We start from the raw sequence: 20,476 nt of genomic DNA, 5'->3' as shown, positions 1-20,476 counted from the left end.
CGCTGATCTCAGCCGCTCTGATTGCAAGACGAACGCGCGCTAACCGAAATCCGCGGCTGTGAGCACATATATGCTCTTGCGGGTGCGGGCGTAGGCCTTGCTGGCAATGTCATGGATGGAGCTGGACGCGGTGTCGAAAGCCGCCAGATAGGTGGCTTCCGCGGTCGCCGTCCCTGATGGCGCCTTCGAGAGGGCATCGGCTGCGACAGAGAAGGAAATCTGGAACATGCCGTCGTGGCCGACAAAGCGGATGCGCTTGCCGGCCTCGTCATAGAAGCGACTTGGATTGGGGAATGTCAGGCTCATGACGTGCCCCCCTTCGGCGCGGCGGCGGCTTTCTTGACTGTCGCCCGCTTCTTCTTCGGTGTCGGGTTCAAGGCTTCCGCGACGCGGTCGGCCTCTTCCTTGGCCAAGCGCAATTCCCTGAGCCTTGCCGTCTTGATCTCCCTGGCCCTCGCTTCGGACATGTAGTCGGAGGTTGCCTTGTTGCGCTCGGCCGTCTTCTTCTGCTTGTCCATGAAGCGGGCTTCAGCTTTTTCCATGATGCTCTGATTGCCTTCGGCCATCGCCTAAATCTCCTTCGTGCCTGAAATTGTGAAATCGAACTTACGATATAAATAGTCACTTTTGCCTCGGAATTCAATTTTTTGAAATATCTAGGCGCCTCGCGACGTTTCGAACCCTGCAGACATCATAATACTTTTTAATATTTAATTTTGGCCACGAATAATTTTTGGCACTCCTATCTATCGAGTGCCAACACGCCTATAAGAACGGCGCGGTCGCCTATGCCGGCCCCAGAAAGAAGTTCTCATGAAGTTTCGGCCACTCCACGACCGCGTCGTCATCCGGCGCGCCGAAGGCGATGTCAAATCCAAGGGCGGCATCATCATTCCCGACAATGCCAAGGAAAAGCCGCAGGAAGGCGAAGTCATCGCCGTTGGGCCGGGCGCACGCGACGAAAACGGCGCGCTTGTTCCGCTCGACGTCAAGGCCGGCGACTTCATCCTGTTCGGCAAATGGTCGGGCACCGAGGTCAAGATCGACGGCGAGGACCTGCTGATCATGAAGGAAGCCGACATTATGGGCGTCATCGACAAGAGCGAGACGGCCGCTATCGGCAAGAGCGGGACGGTCGTCACCGAGAAGAGCGTCAAAGCCAAGAAGGCTGCCTGACCGGCCTGGCTTTGCCAGGCTCCGGCGAGCCGCTTGCTTCACCACACCAACGGGATTGAAAAAAATGTCTGCCAAGGAAATCAAATTCGCCACCGACGCGCGCGACCGCATGCTGCGCGGCGTCGAGATCCTCACCAATGCGGTGAAGGTCACGCTCGGCCCCAAGGGCCGCAACGTCATCATCGACAAGGCCTATGGCGCGCCGCGCATCACCAAGGACGGTGTGACGGTGGCCAAGGAAATCGAGCTTGCTGACAAGTTCGAGAACATGGGCGCGCAGATGGTGCGCGAAGTGGCTTCGAAGACCAACGACCTCGCCGGTGACGGCACCACCACCGCCACGGTGCTGGCCGCATCGATCCTGCGCGAAGGCGCCAAGCTGGTTGCCGCGGGCATGAACCCGATGGACCTCAAGCGTGGCATCGACCAGGCTGTCGCCGCCGTGGTCAAGGACATCAAGGCGAAGGCCAAGAAGGTCAAGTCGTCGGCCGAGATCGCGCAGGTCGGCACCATCGCCGCCAATGGCGATGCCAGCGTCGGCGCCATGATCGCCAAGGCGATGGACAAGGTCGGCAATGACGGCGTCATCACCGTCGAGGAGGCCAAGACCGCCGACACCGAACTCGACGTCGTCGAAGGCATGCAGTTCGACCGCGGCTATCTCTCACCCTATTTCGTCACCAATGCCGACAAGATGCGCGTCGAACTGGAAGAGCCTTACGTGCTCATCCACGAGAAGAAGCTCGGCAATCTGCAGGCGATGCTGCCGATCCTCGAAGCAGTGGTGCAGAGCGGCAGGCCGTTGCTGATCATCTCGGAAGACGTCGAAGGCGAAGCACTGGCGACGCTGGTCGTCAACAAGCTGCGCGGCGGCCTCAAGGTCGCGGCCGTCAAGGCGCCGGGCTTCGGCGATCGCCGCAAGGCGATGCTGGAAGACATCGCCGTGCTGACATCGGGCCAGATGATTTCCGAGGATCTCGGCATCAAGCTCGAAAACGTCACCATCGAGATGCTTGGCCGCGCCAAGCGCGTACTGATCGAGAAGGACACCACCACGATCATCGACGGCGCCGGCAACAAGGCGACCATCCAGGCGCGCATCGCGCAGATCAAGGGCCAGATCGAGGAGACCACGTCCGACTACGACAAGGAGAAGCTGCAGGAGCGGCTGGCCAAGCTCGCCGGCGGCGTCGCCGTGATCCGCGTCGGCGGCGTCACCGAGTCTGAAGTGAAGGAAAAGAAGGACCGCATCGACGACGCGCTGAATGCGACGCGCGCGGCGGTGGAAGAAGGCATCGTGCCCGGAGGTGGCGTGGCGCTTCTGCGCGCCAGATCGGCGCTGGCCGGGCTGACTGGCGCCAATGACGATGTGACGGCAGGCATTTCGATCGTGCTCAGGGCACTCGAAGCGCCGATCCGCCAGATCGCCGAGAATTCCGGTGTCGAAGGCTCGATCGTCGTCGGCAGGCTGTCCGACAGCAAGGACCACAATCAGGGCTTTGATGCCCAGAACGAGGTCTATGTCGACATGATCAAGGCGGGCATCGTCGATCCGGCGAAAGTGGTGCGCACCGCACTGCAGGATGCCGGCTCGATTGCAGCGCTTCTGATCACCGCCGAAGCGATGATCACCGACGTTCCGGCCAAGGATGCGGCGCCTGCGGGCGGCGGTGGCGGCATGGGCGGCTACTGACCATCGCCCGAAAATTGCCCGCCTGGGAATCTGGGCGGGCATAAATCAGAACAGGCTGCCGGGGACATTTCCCCGGCGAGCCAGGAATTTCCGTCAGTCAGTCAAGACCAGTCAGCAACGACAGGGAGATCGACAGATGATCACATTTGCCCCGAAGCCAAACGCTGTATCCGCGACCAAGCCGGCGGAGGAGAGCCGCTTCGATCGCATCCGCCGGATTGCCGCCGACAAGCACAGGCAGGCCGATGCCGGGCCGATTCGCCGCGAGCCGTCGAAGACCGGCGACAAGCGGCCGATGTGACGGCTGCCAACCTCACGACATCGGCAACGCTCCGCCCTCTTCGGTGCGGCGGGCAATGAACTCGTCGAGCACATCGGATGTGGCAACGGCCGACGCCGGCGGCTGGAAGTCGGCCAGCGTCCGCTTCCAGATGCCGGTGGCGCGCTCGGTGGCCGACTTCGAACCGGACTGCGTCCAGCTGCCGAAATTCGACCAGTCGGCGACCAGCGGCTCGTAGAAGGCGGTGCGGTAGCGCGTCATGGTGTGGCCGGCGGCGAAGAAATGCCCGCCCGGCTGGACTTCGGCGATCGCCTCGAAGCCGATCGAATCCTTGTCGCCGGGGGTCGTAGCACAGAGTTCGGCAACCGTCTGCAATGCCTCGATATCGGTGATCAGCTTCTCGTAGGAGACGCTGAGGCCACCCTCCAGCCAGCCCGCGGCATGGATGCAGACGGTGGCGCCGGCAAGCACCGAGCCCCACAGCGCGAACTGCGTCTCGTGCGCCGCCTGCACATCGGAAATGTTGGCCGCACTGCCGCCGCCGGACCGCCAAGGCAGGCCGGTGAAGCGGGCCAACTGACCGGCGCCCAGCGTCGCCTTGACGTGCTCGGGCGTGCCGAAGGCCGGTGCGCCGGACTTCATGTCCACATTGGAGGAGAAGGATCCGTAAACCACCGGTGCGCCCGGCCGCACCATCTGCGCCAGCGCGAGACCAGCCAGCGCCTCGGCATGCTGCAGCGTCAATGCGCCGGCGACGGTGATCGGCGCCATGGCGCCGGCCAGGCAGAAGGGCGTGATGATGGACACCTGGCCGGCCTTGGCGAAGTCGATGATGCCTTGCGCCATCGGGATATCGAGCTGGCGCGGCGAATTGGTGTTAATGACGGTATAGCAATGGACGCCGGCCAGGAACTCGTCCTGCGAGAGGCCGCGCGCCAACCGGATCATCTCGAACCCGTCCTCGACCTGCGGCGTGCCACGGGCGAAGACGAAGGGAAACTTGTCCGACAGGGTCAGCTGCGCACGGTTGACGGCATAGTGGCGCAAACGGTTGTCGACATCCTGAGGCTCGATCCAGGGGCCGAGCATATGCAGCACGTCGAAATTCTGAACAAGCTTGGTCAGTTCTTCGAAAGCGGCGAGCGTGCCCGGACGCCGTCCGCGTTCGAGATCGGTGACGTTGGGCGCCCCGGCTCCGGCGAGGAACGTCATCGAGCCGAGCTCCAGCATGAGATCGCGGCTACGGTTGCCCGCCAGCGCCCGGATGGATTTCGGCGCCGAGGCCAGTGCCGCAGTGACAATATCGCGGCCGATGCGCACCATCCGGCTGTCCTCGTCGACCAGCGCACCGGCTTTGGCGTAGATCGCCCGTGCCTCCGGCAGCAGCACCTTGATGCCGAGCTCTTCCAGCACGCGCAACGCCGTGCCGTGGATGGCCGCGACCTGGTCGTCCGAAAACACCGGCTGCGGCAGGAACGGGTTCTTGAGCGAGCGATAGTTCGGGTGGCGGCTTGGCCCGCTGCCGGCCTCACCGGTGTGCCCGCGCCGGCGCTCGCGCCTGGTCTCCCTTATGATGTCATCGACCATGGCCAAAACTCCTCATTGCCGCATCGCCTGCCCTCGGGGTCGTATGGGAAGGCCGGAATAATTCGCGCCGGCCGCTCGACGCCGACAATGTGCACCGAAAGCGCGGTCCCCTCCCCGGCGAATTCGTCGCCCAGCAACGTCAGCGCGACGCTTTTGCCTATTGTGTAGCCATAGCCGGCTGAGGCGACGAAGCCGACGCGCCGGCCCTTGTGCTAGACTGGCTCGAAGCCACTGGCGTCGGCATCGACGGCGTCGACCTCCAGCGTCACGATCCGGGCGGCGCTCAACAAACCGTGCGGTGTGGCCTGGCTGCCCTTGTGAGCCGGGCTGAAATGGATGAATAGTCTTGGCCGGGTATGCCCGCCCTGAAATTGCCCGCTTGCGGTTCTCAGGTGGGTTGGGTGAGTTTCGGGAATGGCCAGTCCTTTAGAACGACGTCCAAGACGAAGAGGTCCGATCGCCGCCGCATTGCTGGCGGTGGACGCGTGGATCGATTCCTCGCTCTACGAAATCGGCTTCAAGGCCGGCCAGTTCTGGGAATCGGCAACCATTTTTTCGCGGCGCTTCCGAGTCACCGGCTGGCGACGCGGCATCATCGAGGTGCTGAGCGAAGGTTTTACGATGGGCGCCGGCGGCGTCGTCGTGCTGCTCGCACTCGCGATGCCGGCCTTCCAGATCACCACCGGCGACTGGCGCAGTCAGGGCGATTTCGCCGTCACCTTCCTCGACCGCTACGGCAACGAGATTGGCCAGCGCGGCATCATCCAGCGCGATTCCGTGCCTGTCGACGAGATGCCGGACCATGTCATCAAAGCGGTGCTGGCGACCGAGGACCGGCGCTTCTTCGAGCACTACGGCATCGACGTGCTCGGCCTGTCGCGCGCCATCTTCGAGAATGTGCGGGCCAATTCCGTCGTCCAGGGCGGCTCCAGCATCACCCAGCAGCTGGCCAAGAACCTGTTCCTGTCGAATGAGCGTACCTTCCAGCGCAAGATCAAGGAAGCCTTCCTGTCGCTGTGGCTGGAGGCCAATCTGTCGAAGAAGGAGATCCTGCAGCTCTATCTCGACCGCGCCTATATGGGCGGCGGCACGTTCGGCATCGAGGCGGCGGCGGATTTCTATTTCGGCAAGAGCGTCAAGGATCTGAACCTCGCCGAGGCGGCGATGCTGGCCGGCCTGTTCAAGGCGCCGACCAAATACGCCCCGCACATCAACCTGCCCGCCGCCCGTGCTCGCGCCAATGTGGTGCTGTCGAACCTCGTCGATTCCGGTTTCATGACCGAAGGCCAGGTGCTGCAGGCAAGGCTGCATCCGGCCGAGATCGTCGACCGCGGCGAGCAGAAGAGCCCGGACTATTACCTCGACTGGGCCTTCGATGAGGTCAAGAAGATCGCCAAGCCCGGCCAGCATTCGCTGGTCGCCCACACCACTTTCGACGCCAACATCCAGAAAGCGGCGGAGGAATCCGTCGAATTCCATCTCCGCCAGTTCGGCAAGGAATACAACGTCACCGAGGGCGCCGTTGTAGTGATCGAGACCAATGGCGCGGTGCGGGCCATTGTCGGCGGCCGCGACTATGGCGCAAGCCAGTTCAACCGCGCCACCAAGGCGCTGCGCCAGACCGGCTCCTCGTTCAAACCTTACGTCTACGCCACCGCCATGGAGCACGGGTTCACCCCGGACTCCGTCGTCTCAGGCGGGCCGATCAGCTGGGGCGGCTGGTCACCGCACAATTACAATGGCGGCTCGGCCGGCAATGTGACGCTGATCACGGCGATCGCCAAATCGATCAACACCGTGCCGGTACGGCTGGCCAAGGACTATCTCGGCATCGGCCCGATCAAGGCGATGGCCGAATCATTCGGCGTGGAATCGCCGCTGGAGTCGCACAAGACCATGGTGCTCGGCACATCGGGCATGACGGTCATGGACCAGGCGACGGGCTACAGTGTGTTCGCGCAGAACGGCTTCGCCGGCTCGCGGCACGGCATCACCCAGCTCGTCACCCGCACCGGCGATGTCGTCTACGACTTTGCCAAGGATGCGCCGGCGCCGCATCGGGTTCTGTCGGAACAGGCTCTGAAATACATGAACACCATGCTGGCTGCGGTGCCGGCGATCGGCACCGCGCGGCGCGCGCAGCTGCCCAACATCGTCGTCGCCGGCAAGACGGGGACGACGCAATCCTACCGCGACGCCTGGTTCGTCGGCTTCACCGGCAATTACACCGCTGCCGTCTGGCTCGGCAATGACGACTTCACCCCGACCCGCAACATGACCGGAGGCACGCTGCCGGCGATGGTGTGGCAGCGGCTGATGGTCTACGCGCACCAGAATATCGACCTGAAGCCGATCCCCGGCCTAGACAAACCCTTCGTCGACGAAGAGATCGCGGCCAAGGCCGAGGAAGCGGAGAAGAAAAATGCCGATCAGGCAGCAGCGGATGCCGCGGCCGAGCGCCCGGCGGTGCTGTCCAGCCGCACGACACAGACGCTGCGCGAGATGACCAAGGTGTTCCAGACAGCGCCCGTGCTCGGCTCGCCGCAGACACCGGAGACCCTGTCGGCGCTTTGATTCCACAGCGCTGCTTGCTCTGTGGCCTGCCCCGCTATATCCCCGAACGATAATTCTCTCGTCCCGGTTCTTCATGCTCAAGACCGCCTTTTTCACGCTGCTTTCGCTTGCCATAGCCATCGGCCTCGGCGGCGGCAGCGTCTGGTATGCGCTGCAGGCGCAGAGCGGCGTCGGCGCGATCAGCATCGGCCAATGGACCGCCTTCCCCGAGATCGGCACGCAAGATGCCGACCCCTATTCGAAGGCGCGCGTGGCGCGCGAGGGCGTGCTGGCGCTCGGCAAGGCGGAAGGCTTGTCCTTCATCGCCGAACGCGATGCGGCCGGCGATGAGCTTCAGCGGCAATGCGACTACAGGATCGAAGGCAGTTTCCCGACCGCCCGGTTCTGGACGCTCTATGCCGCGGATCAATCGCTCGGCGTGGTCGACACCGGCAAGCCGAGGCTGGCGGCGCTGCAATCCTACCAGGTGCTGCGTCAGCCCGACAATTCGGTGATCATCGCCGTCGGCAACCGTCCGGCCCCCGGCAACTGGCTTCTGACCGAAGGTTTTGGCCGGATGTATTTCGTGCTCACCTTCTACGACACGCCGATTGCCTCAAGCACCGGCCTTTCCGACGTGTCGCTGCCCCGGATCGTCAAGGCTGGCTGCAATGCGTAGGTTGCTGCACGCCATCCTGCTCGGCCTGCTCGGCGCCGGCATCGTCCACATCGTGGTGCTTTTGCTGGTGCCGGAATTTACCGAGCGCGATGCCTGGTCACGGCTGGCGATGGCGTCCGACCTCTACAAGATGACCAGGCTGGATGCCGAGGCGGGCGGCGCGCCGGTGGTGAAGTCGGTGGATCCGCTGTTTTACGCCGCCGCCTGCCGCTTCGACCTTGCCGAAGGCATGGTGCGGATCAAGGCGCCGGGCAGCGTGCCGTTCTGGTCGGTGTCGGTCTATGACCGCAACGGCCACAATTTCTATTCATTCAACGACCGCACGGCGACCGGCAACAAGCTGGACACCGTGGTGCTGACGCCGGCACAGATGATCGACGTGCGCAGGGAGCTTCCCGAAGACCTGCAAGGGGCGATCTTCGTCGAGGCGCCGATCGAGGAAGGCATCTTCGTCATCCGCGCCTTCGTGCCTGACGACAGCTGGAAGCCGGTTGTGTCGCAGTTCCTGGACCAGAGCTCCTGCGAACTGCAGGACTACTGACCTCAGCCCGACGACCAGCAAACTCAGTGGTGCGGAACAGGCGTCCGTGGTGTGCCCGGCTTGTCCGCCGGTCGCGCCTGGCCCGCCAATGGCGGATGCTCGTAGCGGACGCCGGGAAAAATGATCACCGCCGCCGGCGTACCGGTGTCCTGAACTGCTCGATTGACTGGTGCCGATCGCGGCACGAAAGACAGTACCATGCCCATGGTTCGCGTATTCCTCTCGGTTGCCCCGGAGCACAACGCAACGCCTCCAAATGTGATTAAGGCCGGCAGAGGGTTAACGGAGCGCTAACGGATCGCGGCTAATTTGATGTTTGTTCCAGGCCTCACGCGAAACCGACACAGTTGCGGTTGAGCATGGTCCGGGTTGTGTCGAGTGTCGGGCGTATCTTCCGTGTCAGCTTCGGATTTCAGGCAAATCGCCATACGGACGGAATCGGGAAAAGCCGAAAGGCTGTTTCGCGCCGCGGTGTCGGCGTTCTGCTCGCTGACCCGCCCGTCGCGCCGCGAGATCGCCCAGCTCGAGGATCTGACGCTGCCGCTGTTCGACAGCGTGCCGGTCGAATCGCGCCGCTATGTCGCCGCCGCCCTGTCCGAATGCGAATATGCGCCGGCCGCCCTGGTGCGGCGGCTTTGCGAGGAGCCGGTCGATGTCTGCGCGCCCTTGCTGGTCCGTTCGCGGGCGCTGGGCGACATCGACCTGATCGCGTTGATCGGCCGCCACGGCCTGCCGCATGCGCGCGCCATTGCCCGCCGCAAGGATTTGAACCCGACCATCGCGCAGTTGATCAAGGCGCTGGAAAAGCCGACCCTGGTGCGCGTGCGGCAGCCCGAGCCGATCGCCGACGTGGCGGGCGACGGCGCCGAAGCCGCTGCCGCCGCTCCCAGCGCACCAAAACTGCCCGGCAGCGCCGCCGAAACCGCCAGGCGCCGCCTGCGCTCGATGATGCTCACCGAGGGCGAGGCGACATCGGTCACTCCCTTCGTCGGCTCAGCAACTTACAGCAAACTGCGCGAGACGGCGCTGACCGGCAACGCCGCCTTCTTCCAGACCGCGCTTGCCGACGCGCTCGATATCGACTTCTCGACGGCGCGGTCGCTGACCGAGCATTCGAGCTATGTCTCGCTGCTCGCCGCGCTGCGGGCGCTCGACCTCAGTGAGGACAGGGCATTCCTGATCGTGGTCGCGGTTTACCCCCGGGAGTTTCCGCACCCGCAGGCGATCCGCATCTTCCTCGACCGCTACCGGCTGCTGCACCACGAGGCGGCGCTCGACAAGGTGCGCGGCTGGAAGGCCGAAACATTGTCGCGAGCGGTGCGCGGCAACACCCCTGTCGCCGCGAATGGCGACCAAGCGCCGGACGTCGACAAAGCCAGCCTAGGGGCCAGCCTCAAGGCGTCTTGACGGAGAGAAGCTCCTCGACGGAAACCGTTCCGGCCTCGATCTCGACCACCCAGATGTCGGGATCGAATTTTTTCTCCCGCTCAAGCCTGGCGTCAAGCGCGGCGGCATCGTCGCCGGCGCCGAGCAGCGTGAAAAAGCGATCATCCGGTTTGTCCGAATCGTAGCTCGTCTGCGGCGCCGGGCCGAACAGGGAGACGTCGCCCAGCCTGCCGCGGGAGAGCACGAAGACAGCGCCGGCCTCGGTCGCGCCGCGCTTGACGACGGCCGCAAAGCCGCCGGCGCCGAAAACACGGCGCAGCAGGGCCGACACCCAAAACTCGGTGGTTACGCGCATGACGAGGCTCCGGAGGACATGCGCGGCGTCTTAGCCGGATTTTCGTCTATCCGCGAGCGGTCGTCTTGACCACTCAATTGGTCAGGCCGATCTCGCGCATCTTGACGTAGACGACCTCGTCGGGCTCGCCCGTTTCCGGCAGGCCGAACAGCGACTGGAATTCCTTGATCGCCGCCTTGGTGCGGGCGCCGACGACGCCGTCGAGCTGCATGTCGTCATTGCCGAATGCCTTCAGGCCGGCCTGGATCTTGACGATGCGGGCATCGGGCGCCTGGGCGGATACCGGCGCGGAAACCGGGATGGGCGCAGGCGCGGCCTCGGGCGCGGCAACTCGAGCGGCGGCCATATCCACGGGCCTCGGCACAGGATGCGGGATGCCAGCCGTTGTCTGCTTGGCGCCGAGCTGGTCGAGCAGGACGGCGTCGATCTCACCGGAGGCCGGCAGGCCAACTTTCTGCTGGTATGCCTGGATCGCCTTTTGGGTATTCGGCCCGGAAATGCCGTCGACCGTTCCCGTGTAGAAATCGAGATCCTTCAGGATGCCCTGGACCTGCTCGACGGTCGGATCGCTTTTGACCGGAGCCGGGCCGGGCCGCAGGATGTTGATGGTGGTTTCGGGTTCGTCCGCGCCGGGGTGCGGAAAACCCTCGATGCTGCGGGTGGCGAAGAAGGCGCCGGCATGCGGAAACGGCTGGTACCACAGCGCGTTGGCGGAAACGTAGAACAGCGTCACCAGGAAGGCGGTCGAGCCGCCGACCAGGACCGGATTGCGCGAGATCGCGCCGCCCAGCGCAATCGCGCCGGCCTCGAACGCGCCGCTGCGGCGCTTGACCGCCTTAGGCTGTTTTGCGGAGCGAGCCATTCCTGTCCCCTTTCGCGTCGCCTTTTGTCCTGGTCGCGGGCATCGGCAGCACGCCGTTCCTCTCGGTCGCGCTCCTCTTCGGCCCGTTCACCGGCAGGCTGATCGTGACCGTCGTCCCCTCGCCCGGCATGCTTTCGATCGACATCGTGCCGTCGTGCAGCGCCACCAGGCCCTTGACCAGCGACAGGCCGAGCCCGGTGCCCTCGAAGCGGCGCGTATAGTCGTTCTGGATCTGCATGAACGGCTTGCCGAGATTGACAAAATCTTCCTCGGCGATGCCGATGCCGGTGTCCCTGACCCAGAAATGCAGCCGCGAGCCGATCCGCTTGGCGCCGACGACGACATTGCCGCCATCGGGCGTGAACTTGACCGCATTGGAGACGAGGTTGATCAGGATCTGCTGCACGGCACGACGGTCGGCATTGATCTCCCCGGCGTCCGGCGCAATCTGCGCCTGGAGACCGATGTTCTTGGCATTCGCCTGCAGCTGCATCATCGACTGGCACATCTCGACCGCTTCGATGAATCGGAACGGTTCGGGCTCGGTCGCGTAGGCGCCGGCCTCGATCCTCGAGACATCAAGGATGGAGGTGACGACGGCAAGCAGATGCTGGCCCGACTCCTTCACCAGGCCGACATACTCCTTCTGGCGCGGGTCCTTGAAGCCGCCGAACATCTCATGCAGCAGCATGTCGGAAAAACCGATGATGGCGTTGAGCGGCGTCCGAAGCTCATGGCTGACGACCGCCAGGAAGCGGCCCTTTGCCACCTCGGCCGACGCTGCGGCCTCATTGGCGGCAGCAAGCTCGTCGCGCAATTCGGCAGTCTCGTCGTTCTCGCGCAGCAGCAGAGTGAAGGTCTCCTGCTGCTCTTCGGCACGCATCAGCTCGAGCTGAAATGGCCGGTAATTGTCGGCCGTCGAGGCGCTGCCGTCCTGCGGCAGCCTTACCCGAAGATCGAGCCGGCGCGCCAGGGCGCCATCGCGCATGTCGGCAAGCGCGCTGAGATAAGCGACGCGATCGGACAGGTGGATGCGGTCGAACAGCCCGGCGCCGAAAAGCAGTTCCGGCGGCAGCTTCAGGATGGTGCGCGCCTTGGCTGAGGCATCCAGGACCTCGCCATGCCGGGCGACATGCAGGACAACGGCGTCGATCATGTCTTCAAGGCGGTCGTTTGGAAGCAGCGCGGGCTGCGCGCGTGCGGCATCGCCTAGGGCTGCGAGCCGGGGAACCAGCGTCAGGCCCCAGGCGAGCGGCAGCAGCCAGTGCCACGCCGCGACTTGCGCCCCGCCGAGCGGGACGACAGAGGCGACAAAGGGCTGCAGCAGCATTGCGGCCAAGGCCGAGAGGCCGCCCCAAAGTGCCGCGCGCTTTGAACCGCCGATCCACCAGGCCTCGAATGGCAGTGCCAGGGCCAGCAGCGCAACCGGCGACGCCAGGCCGCCTGCTGCCGCGACGGCGCCGGCAAGCGCAAGACCGCCGGCGGCAAGGGCAACCTGGGCTGCCAGCGTCATCTTGCCTGACGCCGCCACCAGCAAGGCGGCGAACCAGCAAAGACCGAAGGCGGCGAAAATGGCTGCGACGGTGACGGCGGCGCCCATGCCCGAGGTGACCAGTGTCACCGCCGCACCGGCGGCGAAGAACGGAGCGGCAAGCATGATGCCGATGAACCGGCGCTGGCGCAGGCGATCGCCCTGGCCGATGATGGCCGGATGGACCATGCGTTCGCAACCGGCCGCCAGCGCGCCAGGCAGTTCAATGTATCTGGCAGTTGTCAAACTCAACGCACTCGCACCCGGTCGTGACTGCCCTGCTTTGCAGGTCGCTTTTGCTTGTTTGAAACTCGCATCCAGCGTTTAAGGAATGAATAAGGCTGACCGGAACAACGAGCGCGCTGCGGCAAAAATTGGAGCGCCGGCACCGGAATGCACCGCCATTTGTGGCCATAGTAAACGGAGCGTTATGTGCAAAGGGCGTGCTCGTGGCTGCGAAACCCTGAGCCGGCATGCCTGCTCTTCTGAAGATATCCATGCGCAACAATCGCTTAGATGGTTACTGCAAGGTTAAGAAAATTGCCGGCATTTGAGGCTAATGCACTGCAAAACGCCTCGCTTCGAATTTGCCTAAAATTTGAGGAAAATTTTCGCTGAGCAAGAAAGCCGTCCTTTGCGCCTCATGTGCCATTGTCGCTGATATAAAGAGGTCATTGCGCATGGACGCATGATCCGGTCATTGGACGAGAGGGCAGATCGATGGGCTTTTTGATAAGAATGACGTTCTGGTTTTCGCTGGTGTTGCTGGCGCTGCCGCTGACCGTCGGCCCCGACGAGGATGGCCGCGAGAGCGTCGGGCCGTTCCAAGCGCTTTTTGCGGCGCGCGAAGCGGTCGGCGACATCGCGGCGATTTGCGAGCGCAAACCGGACGTCTGCGAAACCGGCAAGTCGGCGATGCATACGATCAGCGCCCGGGCCAAGGAAACCGCCAAGATCGCCGCCGCCATGCTGGACGACAAGAGCGCCGAGACCTCGCCCGATACATCGCTGGCCACCGGCAGCGTCGCCAAGGACATCGTGCTGCCGGCGACAGTCAACATACCTGCCAAGCTGGTGGCGAAGAACTAAACACCGTTTCAGCTGTATCTACAGCGACACCGCAGGCCGGTCGGACCTCTCGATGCCTGCGGTGCTTTTCTTCTTTTTCCGTGACGCCGCAGCCGCGGATGACTATATCCCGAGCAATGGCCACGACGATCCAGACGATCCGCGACGACTTCTCCCTGCTCGACGAGTGGGAAGACCGCTATCGCTATGTCATCGAGCTCGGCGAAGCGCTGCCGCCATTTCCCGACGCCGAACGCAGCGCCGCCAACAAGGTGCCGGGCTGCGTCAGCCAGGTCTGGCTGACCACGAGCCGAGCGCCGGGCGCCGATCCGGTCATCACCTTCACAGGCGATTCAGACGCTCATATCGTGCGCGGTCTGGTCGCCATCATGCTGGCGCTGTTTTCGGGACGGACTGCCAGCCAGATCCTTGAAACGGACGCAGAGGCGACGCTGAGGTCGCTTGGCCTCGACGAACATCTGTCGCCGCAGCGGGCCAATGGCCTGCGCTCGATGGTCAAGCGCGTCAAGCGGGACGCCGAGATGGCTCTCAAGCAGACTGCTTGATTGCTCTATCTTCTCTTCTTTCGACGCAATTCCAAGGGAAAGCGCTCGGCAGTTTTCCTGGAATTGTTCTAGAAACAAAAACGGCGCCGTAAGGGGCGCCGTTGATCTTGTCCATTGGAGCCGGTGTTACCGCCCCTTGCGCTTGCGGCCGAGGCCCATCTTCTTGGCCAGCTGCGAACGGGCAGCGGCATAGTTAGGGGCAACCATCGGATAGCTGGCGTCGAGATTCCACTTCTCGCGGTATTCATCGGGCGTCAGACCGTAATGGGTCATCAGGTGGCGCTTCAGCGACTTGAACTTCTTGCCATCTTCAAGGCAGACGATGTAATCGTCATGAACAGAGCGCTTCGGGTTTACCGCAGGCTTCTGCTTGTCGGCCGGAGGCTGTTCGCTTGCTCCGCCCACGCGCCCGAGAGCGGCATGGACATCAGCGATAAGGTTCGGCAATTCGCCGACCGGCACGGGATTGTTGCTGACATAGGCTGCCACCACATCGGCGGTCAGCTCGATCAGCGCATCGCTATTTCTGGAAGGTGTTTCGACGATATCCATGGTTTAGGCCCCAACGAAGGATGTTTCTGTTTGCGCCCTTTTTGGAAGATCGGGCATGGCGCGAATTTCACGCGGGAAGAGCTTCATGGATTCGCGTCCGGGCATCTTAATGAGCCCCCAGACAAAGTAAGTCAATTCGCATCTTGCGCTATATTCAACGATATTCATCGAATAGTCGCTCTTCAGCTTCAATCTTTCGTGCACTCTGTAACTTCGCGATGTTTTCTGGTCGGACCAGGACTAGCATGACGTAAGGTCACGCCGTCGCTAAATCAGCAAGGACTCATAAAGTGGGCAGCGATGCTTGGTCTATGCTTCAAGATTTGGGCGGCTGATTGTCGGATTCGTACCAAACCGCAAGTTGCAAAGCGTTGGCGAAACACGCCGAAGAAGATCTTCGGTCTGACCGGATTCAATACGGCGTGAGGTATTTTCCATAGACCCAGCCACTAACAAAACCACCATTTTGCGCCGGGTCGTGCCAAACTTGACACCATTGATAGCGAATTGCCTGTTTCTGTTTCCAGTGCGGCTGGCCGGCGATCTCCAGAAGATTCAAGCCGCCGGTGCACTTGCCGGTCATCTGCAGGATCGTCCCGTTGGGATAGGCGGCCTGCTTCTGCGAGGTGCCGGACGGATATTTGCGAACGTTGAGCGTGTCGCCGAACGGCACGCCAGCCACTTGCCAAGCGGCGAACGCGGTTGCATGAGACTGGCCGGTGAAAGCCAGAACGGTCGAAGCGACGACGGCGAGAGCCGCAGCGGTGTTGATATGGAAATTCATCATCCTCTCCTTTTGGCTCATCTCCCGAGCCCGCCGCAACCAATACATCCCGGCCCTTGAACCCGCGCTGATCGGCGTGTTCATTTGCCATTCAAGTAATTTCTTCAGTGAGACGCAATGACCAAGACCTCAGCTTTTCCGACCGCCAGCCCGCCGAGCCCCGAGAAACACCCCGTCTTCGACACGCATCACGGCATTACCCGCACAGATGACTATGCCTGGCTGAGGGCCGAGAACTGGCAGGCGATGTTCAGGGACCCTTCCCTGCTTGAGGGCCGCATCCGCGCCCATCTCGAAGCCGAAAACGCCTATCAAGCAGTGCTTATGGCCGATACGCTAGAGCTTCGGAAGCAGCTGTTCGGCGAGATGAAGGGGCGCATCAAGGAAGATGATTCGACGGTGCCGATGAAGGATGGCCCCTATGCTTACGGCTCATCCTTCAAGCTTGGCGGCGAACAGCCCCGCTATTTCCGCATGCCGCGCGATGGCGGCGATGAGCAGATCCTGCTCGATGGCGACGCGGAAGCCGAGGGCAAGCCCTATTTCCGCCTCGGCGGCGTCGACCATTCGGCCGATCACCGCAAGCTGTTGTGGGCGTTCGACGACAAGGGCTCTGAATTCTTCACACTTCGCGTGCGCGATCTCACCAGCGGCAAGGAACTGAGCGACCAGATCGAGGCCACCAGTGGTGGCGGCGTCTGGAATGCCGCCGATGACGGCTTCTTCTACACAAGGCTCGACGACAATCATCGCCCGTCCAAGGTGCTGTTCCACGCGCTCGGCGGCAGCCCCCTTAATGACCGGCTGATTTATGAGGAAACCGATCCCGGCTTCTTCATGGATGTCGGCGGCACGCGCTGCAACGAATGGATCATGATCGGGATCAACGATCACGAAACCTCGGAATATCACCTGATGCGCGCCGATGAGCCTTTCGCCGAGCCAAAGCTGGTGGCAAAGCGCGAGACTGGCCTGCAATATGATCTGGAAGAAGGCGGCGACATCTTCTTCGTCCTCACCAATGCCGACGGCGCCAAGGACTTCAAGATCATGACGGCGCCGGCTAATGACCCGGTTCGCGCCAATTGGGAAGAGCTGGTGGCGCACGAGCCAGGCCGGCTGATCCTGTCGGTGGTCGGCTTCAGGGATCATATGGTCAGGCTCGAACGCAAGGAAGGGCTGCCGCGCATCGTCGTGCGCGATCGCCGCAGCGGCGAGGAGCATCTGATCTCGTTCGACGAAGAGGCGTTCTCGCTCGGCCTGTCGGGGTCCTATGAATACGACACCGAGATCATGCGCTTCACCTATTCGTCGATGACGACCCCGGCGCAGGTCTTCGACTACAATATGCGCAGCCGCGAGCGTGTGCTGCTGAAGACCCAGGAAGTGCCGTCCGGTCACAATCCGGATCATTATGTCACGCGCCGGCTGATGGCGCCGGCCGCCGATGGCGAACTGGTGCCGGTCTCGCTCCTGCATCACCGCGACACGCCGCTCGATGGCTCCGCGCCGTGCCTGCTTTACGGCTACGGCTCTTACGGCATTGCCATCCCGGCGGCGTTCAACACCAACTGGTTCTCGCTGGTCGACCGTGGCTTTGTCTTTGCCATCGCCCATGTCCGCGGCGGCAAGGACAAGGGCTATGGCTGGTATGACGACGGCAAGCGGGCGCACAAGATGAACACGTTCACCGATTTCATCGCCGTCGCGCAGCATCTCGTCGCCGAGCGTTACACCCAACACGACCGCATCGTCGCGCAAGGCGGCTCGGCCGGCGGCATGCTGATGGGTGCGATCGCCAACATGGCGCCGCAAAATTTCGGCGCCATCGTTGCCGAGGTCCCCTTTGTCGACGTGCTGACCACGATGCTCGACGCAAGCTTGCCGCTGACGCCGCCGGAGTGGCCGGAATGGGGCAACCCGATCGCGTCGGCGGAAGATTACCAAACGATCGCCGCCTACTCACCCTATGACAATGTCGCCGATCACGACTACCCGCCGATCCTGGCGCTGGCCGGCCTCACCGATCCGCGCGTCACCTATTGGGAGCCGGCCAAATGGGTGGCGCGGCTGCGCGAGCGCAAGAGCGGCGACAATCCGGTGCTGTTCAAGATCAACATGGATTCCGGCCATGCCGGCGCCTCCGGCCGCTTTTCAAGGCTGGAGGAGATCGCCTATACCTACTCCTTCGCGCTCAAGGTTACGGCCAAGCCCGAACCCGAGGTGACGGGCAAGGCTGAGAATGCAACGGAGGCGTCGCAATGATCGATCTATCCACCTTGACGGCTTACATAGCGGTTGTGCTTGGCTTTGTGTTTATTCCTGGCCCAGCCACGCTTTTGACGGTCGCGCGCGCGACGAGTTCCGGAACCAGGGTTGGCGTCGCGACGGGCGCGGGCGTCGCGGCTGGCGATGTGTTCCATACCATCATGGCGATGGTCGGCATTTCGGCGATCATCGCCACTTCGGCAACGCTGTTCAGCGTCTTAAAATACATCGGCGCGGCGTATCTCGTTTACCTCGGCATCCGCGCAATCATCGAGAGAATACCGGCCGACCCTACTGCCGGCGCACTCGCGATCTCCGCCAGCAAGGCGTTTCGTCAAGCTGTCCTGACCGAAGTGCTTAATCCAAAGACGGCGCTTTTCTTCCTCGCCTTCCTGCCCCAGTTCGTGCGGCCTGAAAACGGATCGGTGATGCTCCAGCTGATGACGCTGGGCATAATCTTTGTTCTGCTGGGCCTTTTCAGCACAGTCGTCTTTGCCGTGAGTGCGGGCCGGCTCGGCACGTTCCTGCGCCGCAATCCGTCGGTGGTGAAATGGCAAGGCAAGGTGGTTGGCGGCATCTACTGCGCGTTAGGCGTCCGTCTGGCCTTGCAGCAGCGCTGATGTCGATGCGAAAGGCGCGCCCGTCGAGGCGCGCCGGTCGTCACTTTTTGAATTCCAGGCTGCTCATTTTCACTCGCATTTGCAATGGCTGCGCGCTACCCAATGCGCGCCACCTTCCAGACCATGACATACGCAAAGGGGCCACTATGTTGCTCGTCGACACCTATCTCGAGAAATCACCGATCCAGGGCATCGGTGTTTTCGCCAGGAACCACATTGCCAAGGGCACGCTGGTCTGGAAGCTCGACCCCAGATTCGACCGGATTATCGACGTCGAGACCTATGAAGGCGAGAGCGGCCCGGTGAAGAACTATCTCGACCGTTATTCCTATCCAGACCGCCGGGATCCGAACTACATCGTCTTCGAAGCCGACGACGCCCGCTACATGAACCATGACGACGAACCGAATTGCGATGTCTCCTCGCCCGAGGAAACCTATGCCTTGCGCGACATCGCACCCGGCGAGGAACTGACCTGCAATTACAGCCATTTCTTCGAGACGGGCTTCGACTTCCTCGGCGATCGCCACCTGTAGATCGCCACCTGTAGCCGGGATCACTTGGCCGGCTTGCTGCGCACCGGGTAGCCGTTGGGATGCGGCGGCACCGCCTTGAGATAGGCGGCTATTGCCGCGCGATCTTCCGGCGGCAGTTCGGCCATGTTGCGCTGCACGTCGACCATGGCGCCGCCGACCGAATCGAAATCAGGGGTAAAACCGGTTTCGAGATAGTTGGCGATGTCGGCTTCCGACCAGTCACCGAGCCCGCCTTCGCCCGATGTGATGTTCGGCACGATGCCGCTGCCTTCGGCGGCCGCCGCGCCAGCCAGCCACTGGCTCTTCCTGGTGCCGCCGGTGACATCGCGCGGCGTGTGGCATTCGCCGCAATGGCCAGGCCCCTCGACCAGATAGCGGCCGGCGAGTACCGGATCAGGCGTGCCATCGGCAAAGGCAATCACCGGCTCTTTGCTGAGATAGAGCCGCTTCCACAGGCCGAGGCCGCGGCGGATGTTGAAGGGGAAAGTCAGGGAATTGTCGGGCGCCTTGCCGGCGACCGCCGGCAGCGTCTTAAGGAACGCATAGAGATCGGCAATATCAGCCGGCTTCATGCGGGCATAGGACGCGTAGGGAAAGGCCGGATAGAAATGCTCGCCCGACGGCGACACGCCCTTCAGCATGGCGTTGGCAAGGTCCTCGACCGTCCAGGCGCCGATGCCGTCCTTGGGATCCTGCGAGATGTTGGGCGGCACGAAGGTGCCGAACGGCGTCTTGAGCTCGAGGCCGCCGACCAGTTGCAAACGGGCGTCGCCTTGCGAGCCCGGCTTGGCGTGACAGGAGGTGCAGCCGCCGGCATTGAAAATGCGCTTGCCCCTGGCGGCGTCGCCGGGGCCGAGCTGCGCCAGGGTGCCAGTGTCGAGCTTGACCGGCGCCGACAACAGCCAGCCGGCGCCCGCACCGACGACGCCCAGGACAAGGGCGACGCCGACAAATTTTTTCCACAAGGGCATTGCCCGGGATCAGCTCTTCTTCACCCGATAGGTCTTGTGGCAGGTGCCGCAATCACTGCCGAGCGTATCGATCTGCGCCTTCAGCGCATCGACATCGGCGGGTGCGGCGGCGACTGCGGCCTTGACGTCGGCGAGGTACTTGTCTTCGGTCGATTTGAAGCCCGCCATGTCTTTCCAGATTTTGGGCGAGGCGGTGGTATCACCGCTGTCGCTGCCGGCCGGGAACAGCGTGTCGACATCGAACTTTTCCGCGTTGACCTGCAGCGCCTGCAGCGCCGTCAGCACGGCGGCGGCATCGAAGTCCGCTTCGCCCTTGGCGATCTTCGACAGGCCGCCGACGATCTTGCCTCGTTCCTTCATCAGTCCCTGTCGGTCGAGGATCGGGTCGGCAAAAGCCGCCGAGGCGGCGAGGCTGAGCATAGAGATGGCGATAACAAGCTTTCTCATTCAATTGGCTCCAGGATGATG

General features: G+C 63.0%; 22 protein-coding genes and 1 pseudogene. 12 read left to right on the top strand and 11 right to left on the bottom strand.

Translation table 11 applies throughout. The features are described from left to right. Positions 1–39: 39 nt before the first annotated feature. The gene (locus NKJ58_RS13585; protein ID WP_023670170.1) at positions 40–306 is read right to left on the bottom strand and encodes a DUF1488 family protein; all 267 of its coding nucleotides are present in this window, start codon (positions 304–306) and stop codon (positions 40–42) included. Further along, the gene (locus NKJ58_RS13580; RefSeq protein WP_023670169.1) at positions 303–566 is read right to left on the bottom strand and encodes a hypothetical protein; all 264 of its coding nucleotides are present in this window, start codon (positions 564–566) and stop codon (positions 303–305) included. Before NKJ58_RS13580 ends, NKJ58_RS13585 begins: the two co-directional genes overlap by 4 nt. Before the next feature lie 247 nt (positions 567–813). Here NKJ58_RS13580 and NKJ58_RS13575 point away from each other — a divergent pair, with 247 nt between their 5' ends. The 3 genes from NKJ58_RS13575 (at position 814) to NKJ58_RS13565 (ending at position 3,170) form a co-directional block, all read left to right on the top strand. Beyond that, complete coding sequence (locus NKJ58_RS13575; RefSeq protein WP_023698577.1) at positions 814–1,176, top strand: co-chaperone GroES; 363 nt, start codon at positions 814–816, stop codon at positions 1,174–1,176. Between the two features lie 64 nt (positions 1,177–1,240). Then, complete coding sequence (gene groL / locus NKJ58_RS13570; RefSeq protein WP_352853300.1) at positions 1,241–2,869, top strand: chaperonin GroEL; 1,629 nt, start codon at positions 1,241–1,243, stop codon at positions 2,867–2,869. Positions 2,870–3,005: 136 nt separating this feature from the next. Continuing rightward, complete coding sequence (locus NKJ58_RS13565) at positions 3,006–3,170, top strand: hypothetical protein (protein ID WP_023705441.1); 165 nt, start codon at positions 3,006–3,008, stop codon at positions 3,168–3,170. Between the two features lie 12 nt (positions 3,171–3,182). Here the strand turns inward: NKJ58_RS13565 and NKJ58_RS13560 are convergent, their stop codons facing one another. Both NKJ58_RS13560 and NKJ58_RS13555 read right to left on the bottom strand, forming a co-directional pair. Further along, positions 3,183–4,736: a trimethylamine methyltransferase family protein gene (locus NKJ58_RS13560; protein ID WP_023735533.1), complete on the bottom strand. Its 1,554-nt coding sequence runs from the start codon at positions 4,734–4,736 to the stop codon at positions 3,183–3,185. After that, a pseudogene (locus NKJ58_RS13555) lies at positions 4,718–4,933 on the bottom strand (glycine cleavage T C-terminal barrel domain-containing protein); the annotation flags it as partial. The pseudogene NKJ58_RS13555 and the gene NKJ58_RS13560, both read right to left, overlap by 19 nt. A 217-nt stretch (positions 4,934–5,150) precedes the next feature. Between NKJ58_RS13555 and NKJ58_RS13550 the strand changes: the two are divergent. From NKJ58_RS13550 to NKJ58_RS13535, 4 genes are all read left to right on the top strand, one after another. Continuing rightward, positions 5,151–7,310, top strand: coding sequence for a transglycosylase domain-containing protein (locus NKJ58_RS13550; protein WP_023687235.1), 2,160 nt, complete (start codon positions 5,151–5,153; stop codon positions 7,308–7,310). Between the two features lie 73 nt (positions 7,311–7,383). Beyond that, positions 7,384–7,968, top strand: coding sequence for a DUF1214 domain-containing protein (locus NKJ58_RS13545; RefSeq protein WP_023670163.1), 585 nt, complete (start codon positions 7,384–7,386; stop codon positions 7,966–7,968). Next, entirely contained in the window at positions 7,961–8,509 is a 549-nt protein-coding gene (locus tag NKJ58_RS13540; protein WP_023732034.1) for a DUF1254 domain-containing protein, read from the top strand. Before NKJ58_RS13545 ends, NKJ58_RS13540 begins: the two co-directional genes overlap by 8 nt. Positions 8,510–8,905: 396 nt before the next feature. Next, positions 8,906–9,916 (top strand): hypothetical protein, encoded by a 1,011-nt coding sequence (locus NKJ58_RS13535; protein ID WP_352518904.1) that lies wholly within the window; start codon positions 8,906–8,908, stop codon positions 9,914–9,916. On the opposite strand, the gene NKJ58_RS13530 is transcribed toward NKJ58_RS13535, so the two are convergent. The 3 genes from NKJ58_RS13530 to NKJ58_RS13520 form a co-directional block, all read right to left on the bottom strand. After that, complete coding sequence (locus NKJ58_RS13530) at positions 9,903–10,250, bottom strand: DUF1491 family protein (RefSeq protein ID WP_023698568.1); 348 nt, start codon at positions 10,248–10,250, stop codon at positions 9,903–9,905. The genes NKJ58_RS13535 and NKJ58_RS13530 overlap by 14 nt on opposite strands. Positions 10,251–10,323: 73 nt before the next feature. After that, entirely contained in the window at positions 10,324–11,112 is a 789-nt protein-coding gene (locus NKJ58_RS13525) for a peptidoglycan-binding domain-containing protein (protein WP_023670159.1), read from the bottom strand. Further along, a complete protein-coding gene (locus NKJ58_RS13520) occupies positions 11,087–12,832 on the bottom strand; it encodes a sensor histidine kinase (RefSeq protein ID WP_352518980.1) in 1,746 nt (581 codons plus the stop codon). Before NKJ58_RS13520 ends, NKJ58_RS13525 begins: the two co-directional genes overlap by 26 nt. Positions 12,833–13,363: 531 nt before the next feature. Between NKJ58_RS13520 and NKJ58_RS13515 the strand changes: the two genes are divergently transcribed. Both NKJ58_RS13515 and NKJ58_RS13510 read left to right on the top strand, forming a co-directional pair. Next, positions 13,364–13,732 (top strand): DUF5330 domain-containing protein, encoded by a 369-nt coding sequence (locus tag NKJ58_RS13515; RefSeq protein WP_352518903.1) that lies wholly within the window; start codon positions 13,364–13,366, stop codon positions 13,730–13,732. A 116-nt stretch (positions 13,733–13,848) separates the two neighbouring features. Then, positions 13,849–14,277 (top strand): SufE family protein, encoded by a 429-nt coding sequence (locus NKJ58_RS13510; RefSeq protein WP_352518979.1) that lies wholly within the window; start codon positions 13,849–13,851, stop codon positions 14,275–14,277. Between the two features lie 126 nt (positions 14,278–14,403). Here NKJ58_RS13510 and NKJ58_RS13505 read toward each other — a convergent pair whose 3' ends face one another. Continuing rightward, entirely contained in the window at positions 14,404–14,829 is a 426-nt protein-coding gene (locus NKJ58_RS13505; RefSeq protein WP_023673680.1) for a Ros/MucR family transcriptional regulator, read from the bottom strand. 412 nt (positions 14,830–15,241) lie between these two features. Continuing rightward, a complete protein-coding gene (locus NKJ58_RS13500; protein ID WP_023702200.1) occupies positions 15,242–15,616 on the bottom strand; it encodes an SH3 domain-containing protein in 375 nt (124 codons plus the stop codon). Between the two features lie 114 nt (positions 15,617–15,730). Between NKJ58_RS13500 and NKJ58_RS13495 the strand changes: the two genes are divergently transcribed. The 3 genes from NKJ58_RS13495 (at position 15,731) to NKJ58_RS13485 (ending at position 19,037) form a co-directional block, all read left to right on the top strand. Next, positions 15,731–17,878, top strand: coding sequence for a S9 family peptidase (locus NKJ58_RS13495; RefSeq protein WP_352518902.1), 2,148 nt, complete (start codon positions 15,731–15,733; stop codon positions 17,876–17,878). After that, positions 17,875–18,501 carry a LysE family translocator gene (locus NKJ58_RS13490; protein ID WP_352518901.1) on the top strand — a complete coding sequence of 209 codons (627 nt, stop codon included), beginning with the start codon at positions 17,875–17,877 and terminating at the stop codon, positions 18,499–18,501. Before NKJ58_RS13495 ends, NKJ58_RS13490 begins: the two co-directional genes overlap by 4 nt. Before the next feature lie 146 nt (positions 18,502–18,647). Then, positions 18,648–19,037 carry an SET domain-containing protein gene (locus tag NKJ58_RS13485; protein WP_023673684.1) on the top strand — a complete coding sequence of 130 codons (390 nt, stop codon included), beginning with the start codon at positions 18,648–18,650 and terminating at the stop codon, positions 19,035–19,037. 20 nt (positions 19,038–19,057) lie between these two features. On the opposite strand, the gene NKJ58_RS13480 is transcribed toward NKJ58_RS13485, so the two are convergent. Both NKJ58_RS13480 and NKJ58_RS13475 read right to left on the bottom strand, forming a co-directional pair. Next, the gene (locus tag NKJ58_RS13480) at positions 19,058–20,008 is read right to left on the bottom strand and encodes a cytochrome c (protein WP_023684551.1); all 951 of its coding nucleotides are present in this window, start codon (positions 20,006–20,008) and stop codon (positions 19,058–19,060) included. 9 nt (positions 20,009–20,017) lie between these two features. Beyond that, entirely contained in the window at positions 20,018–20,455 is a 438-nt protein-coding gene (locus NKJ58_RS13475; protein ID WP_023684552.1) for a c-type cytochrome, read from the bottom strand. Positions 20,456–20,476 lie beyond the last annotated feature (21 nt).

The organism is Mesorhizobium sp. M0139 (assembly GCF_040322455.1).
Classification (GTDB): Bacteria; Pseudomonadota; Alphaproteobacteria; order Rhizobiales; family Rhizobiaceae; genus Mesorhizobium.
The sequence above is the reverse complement of the archived record's forward strand: the minus strand, read 5'-3'. Positions and strand labels throughout refer to the sequence as shown.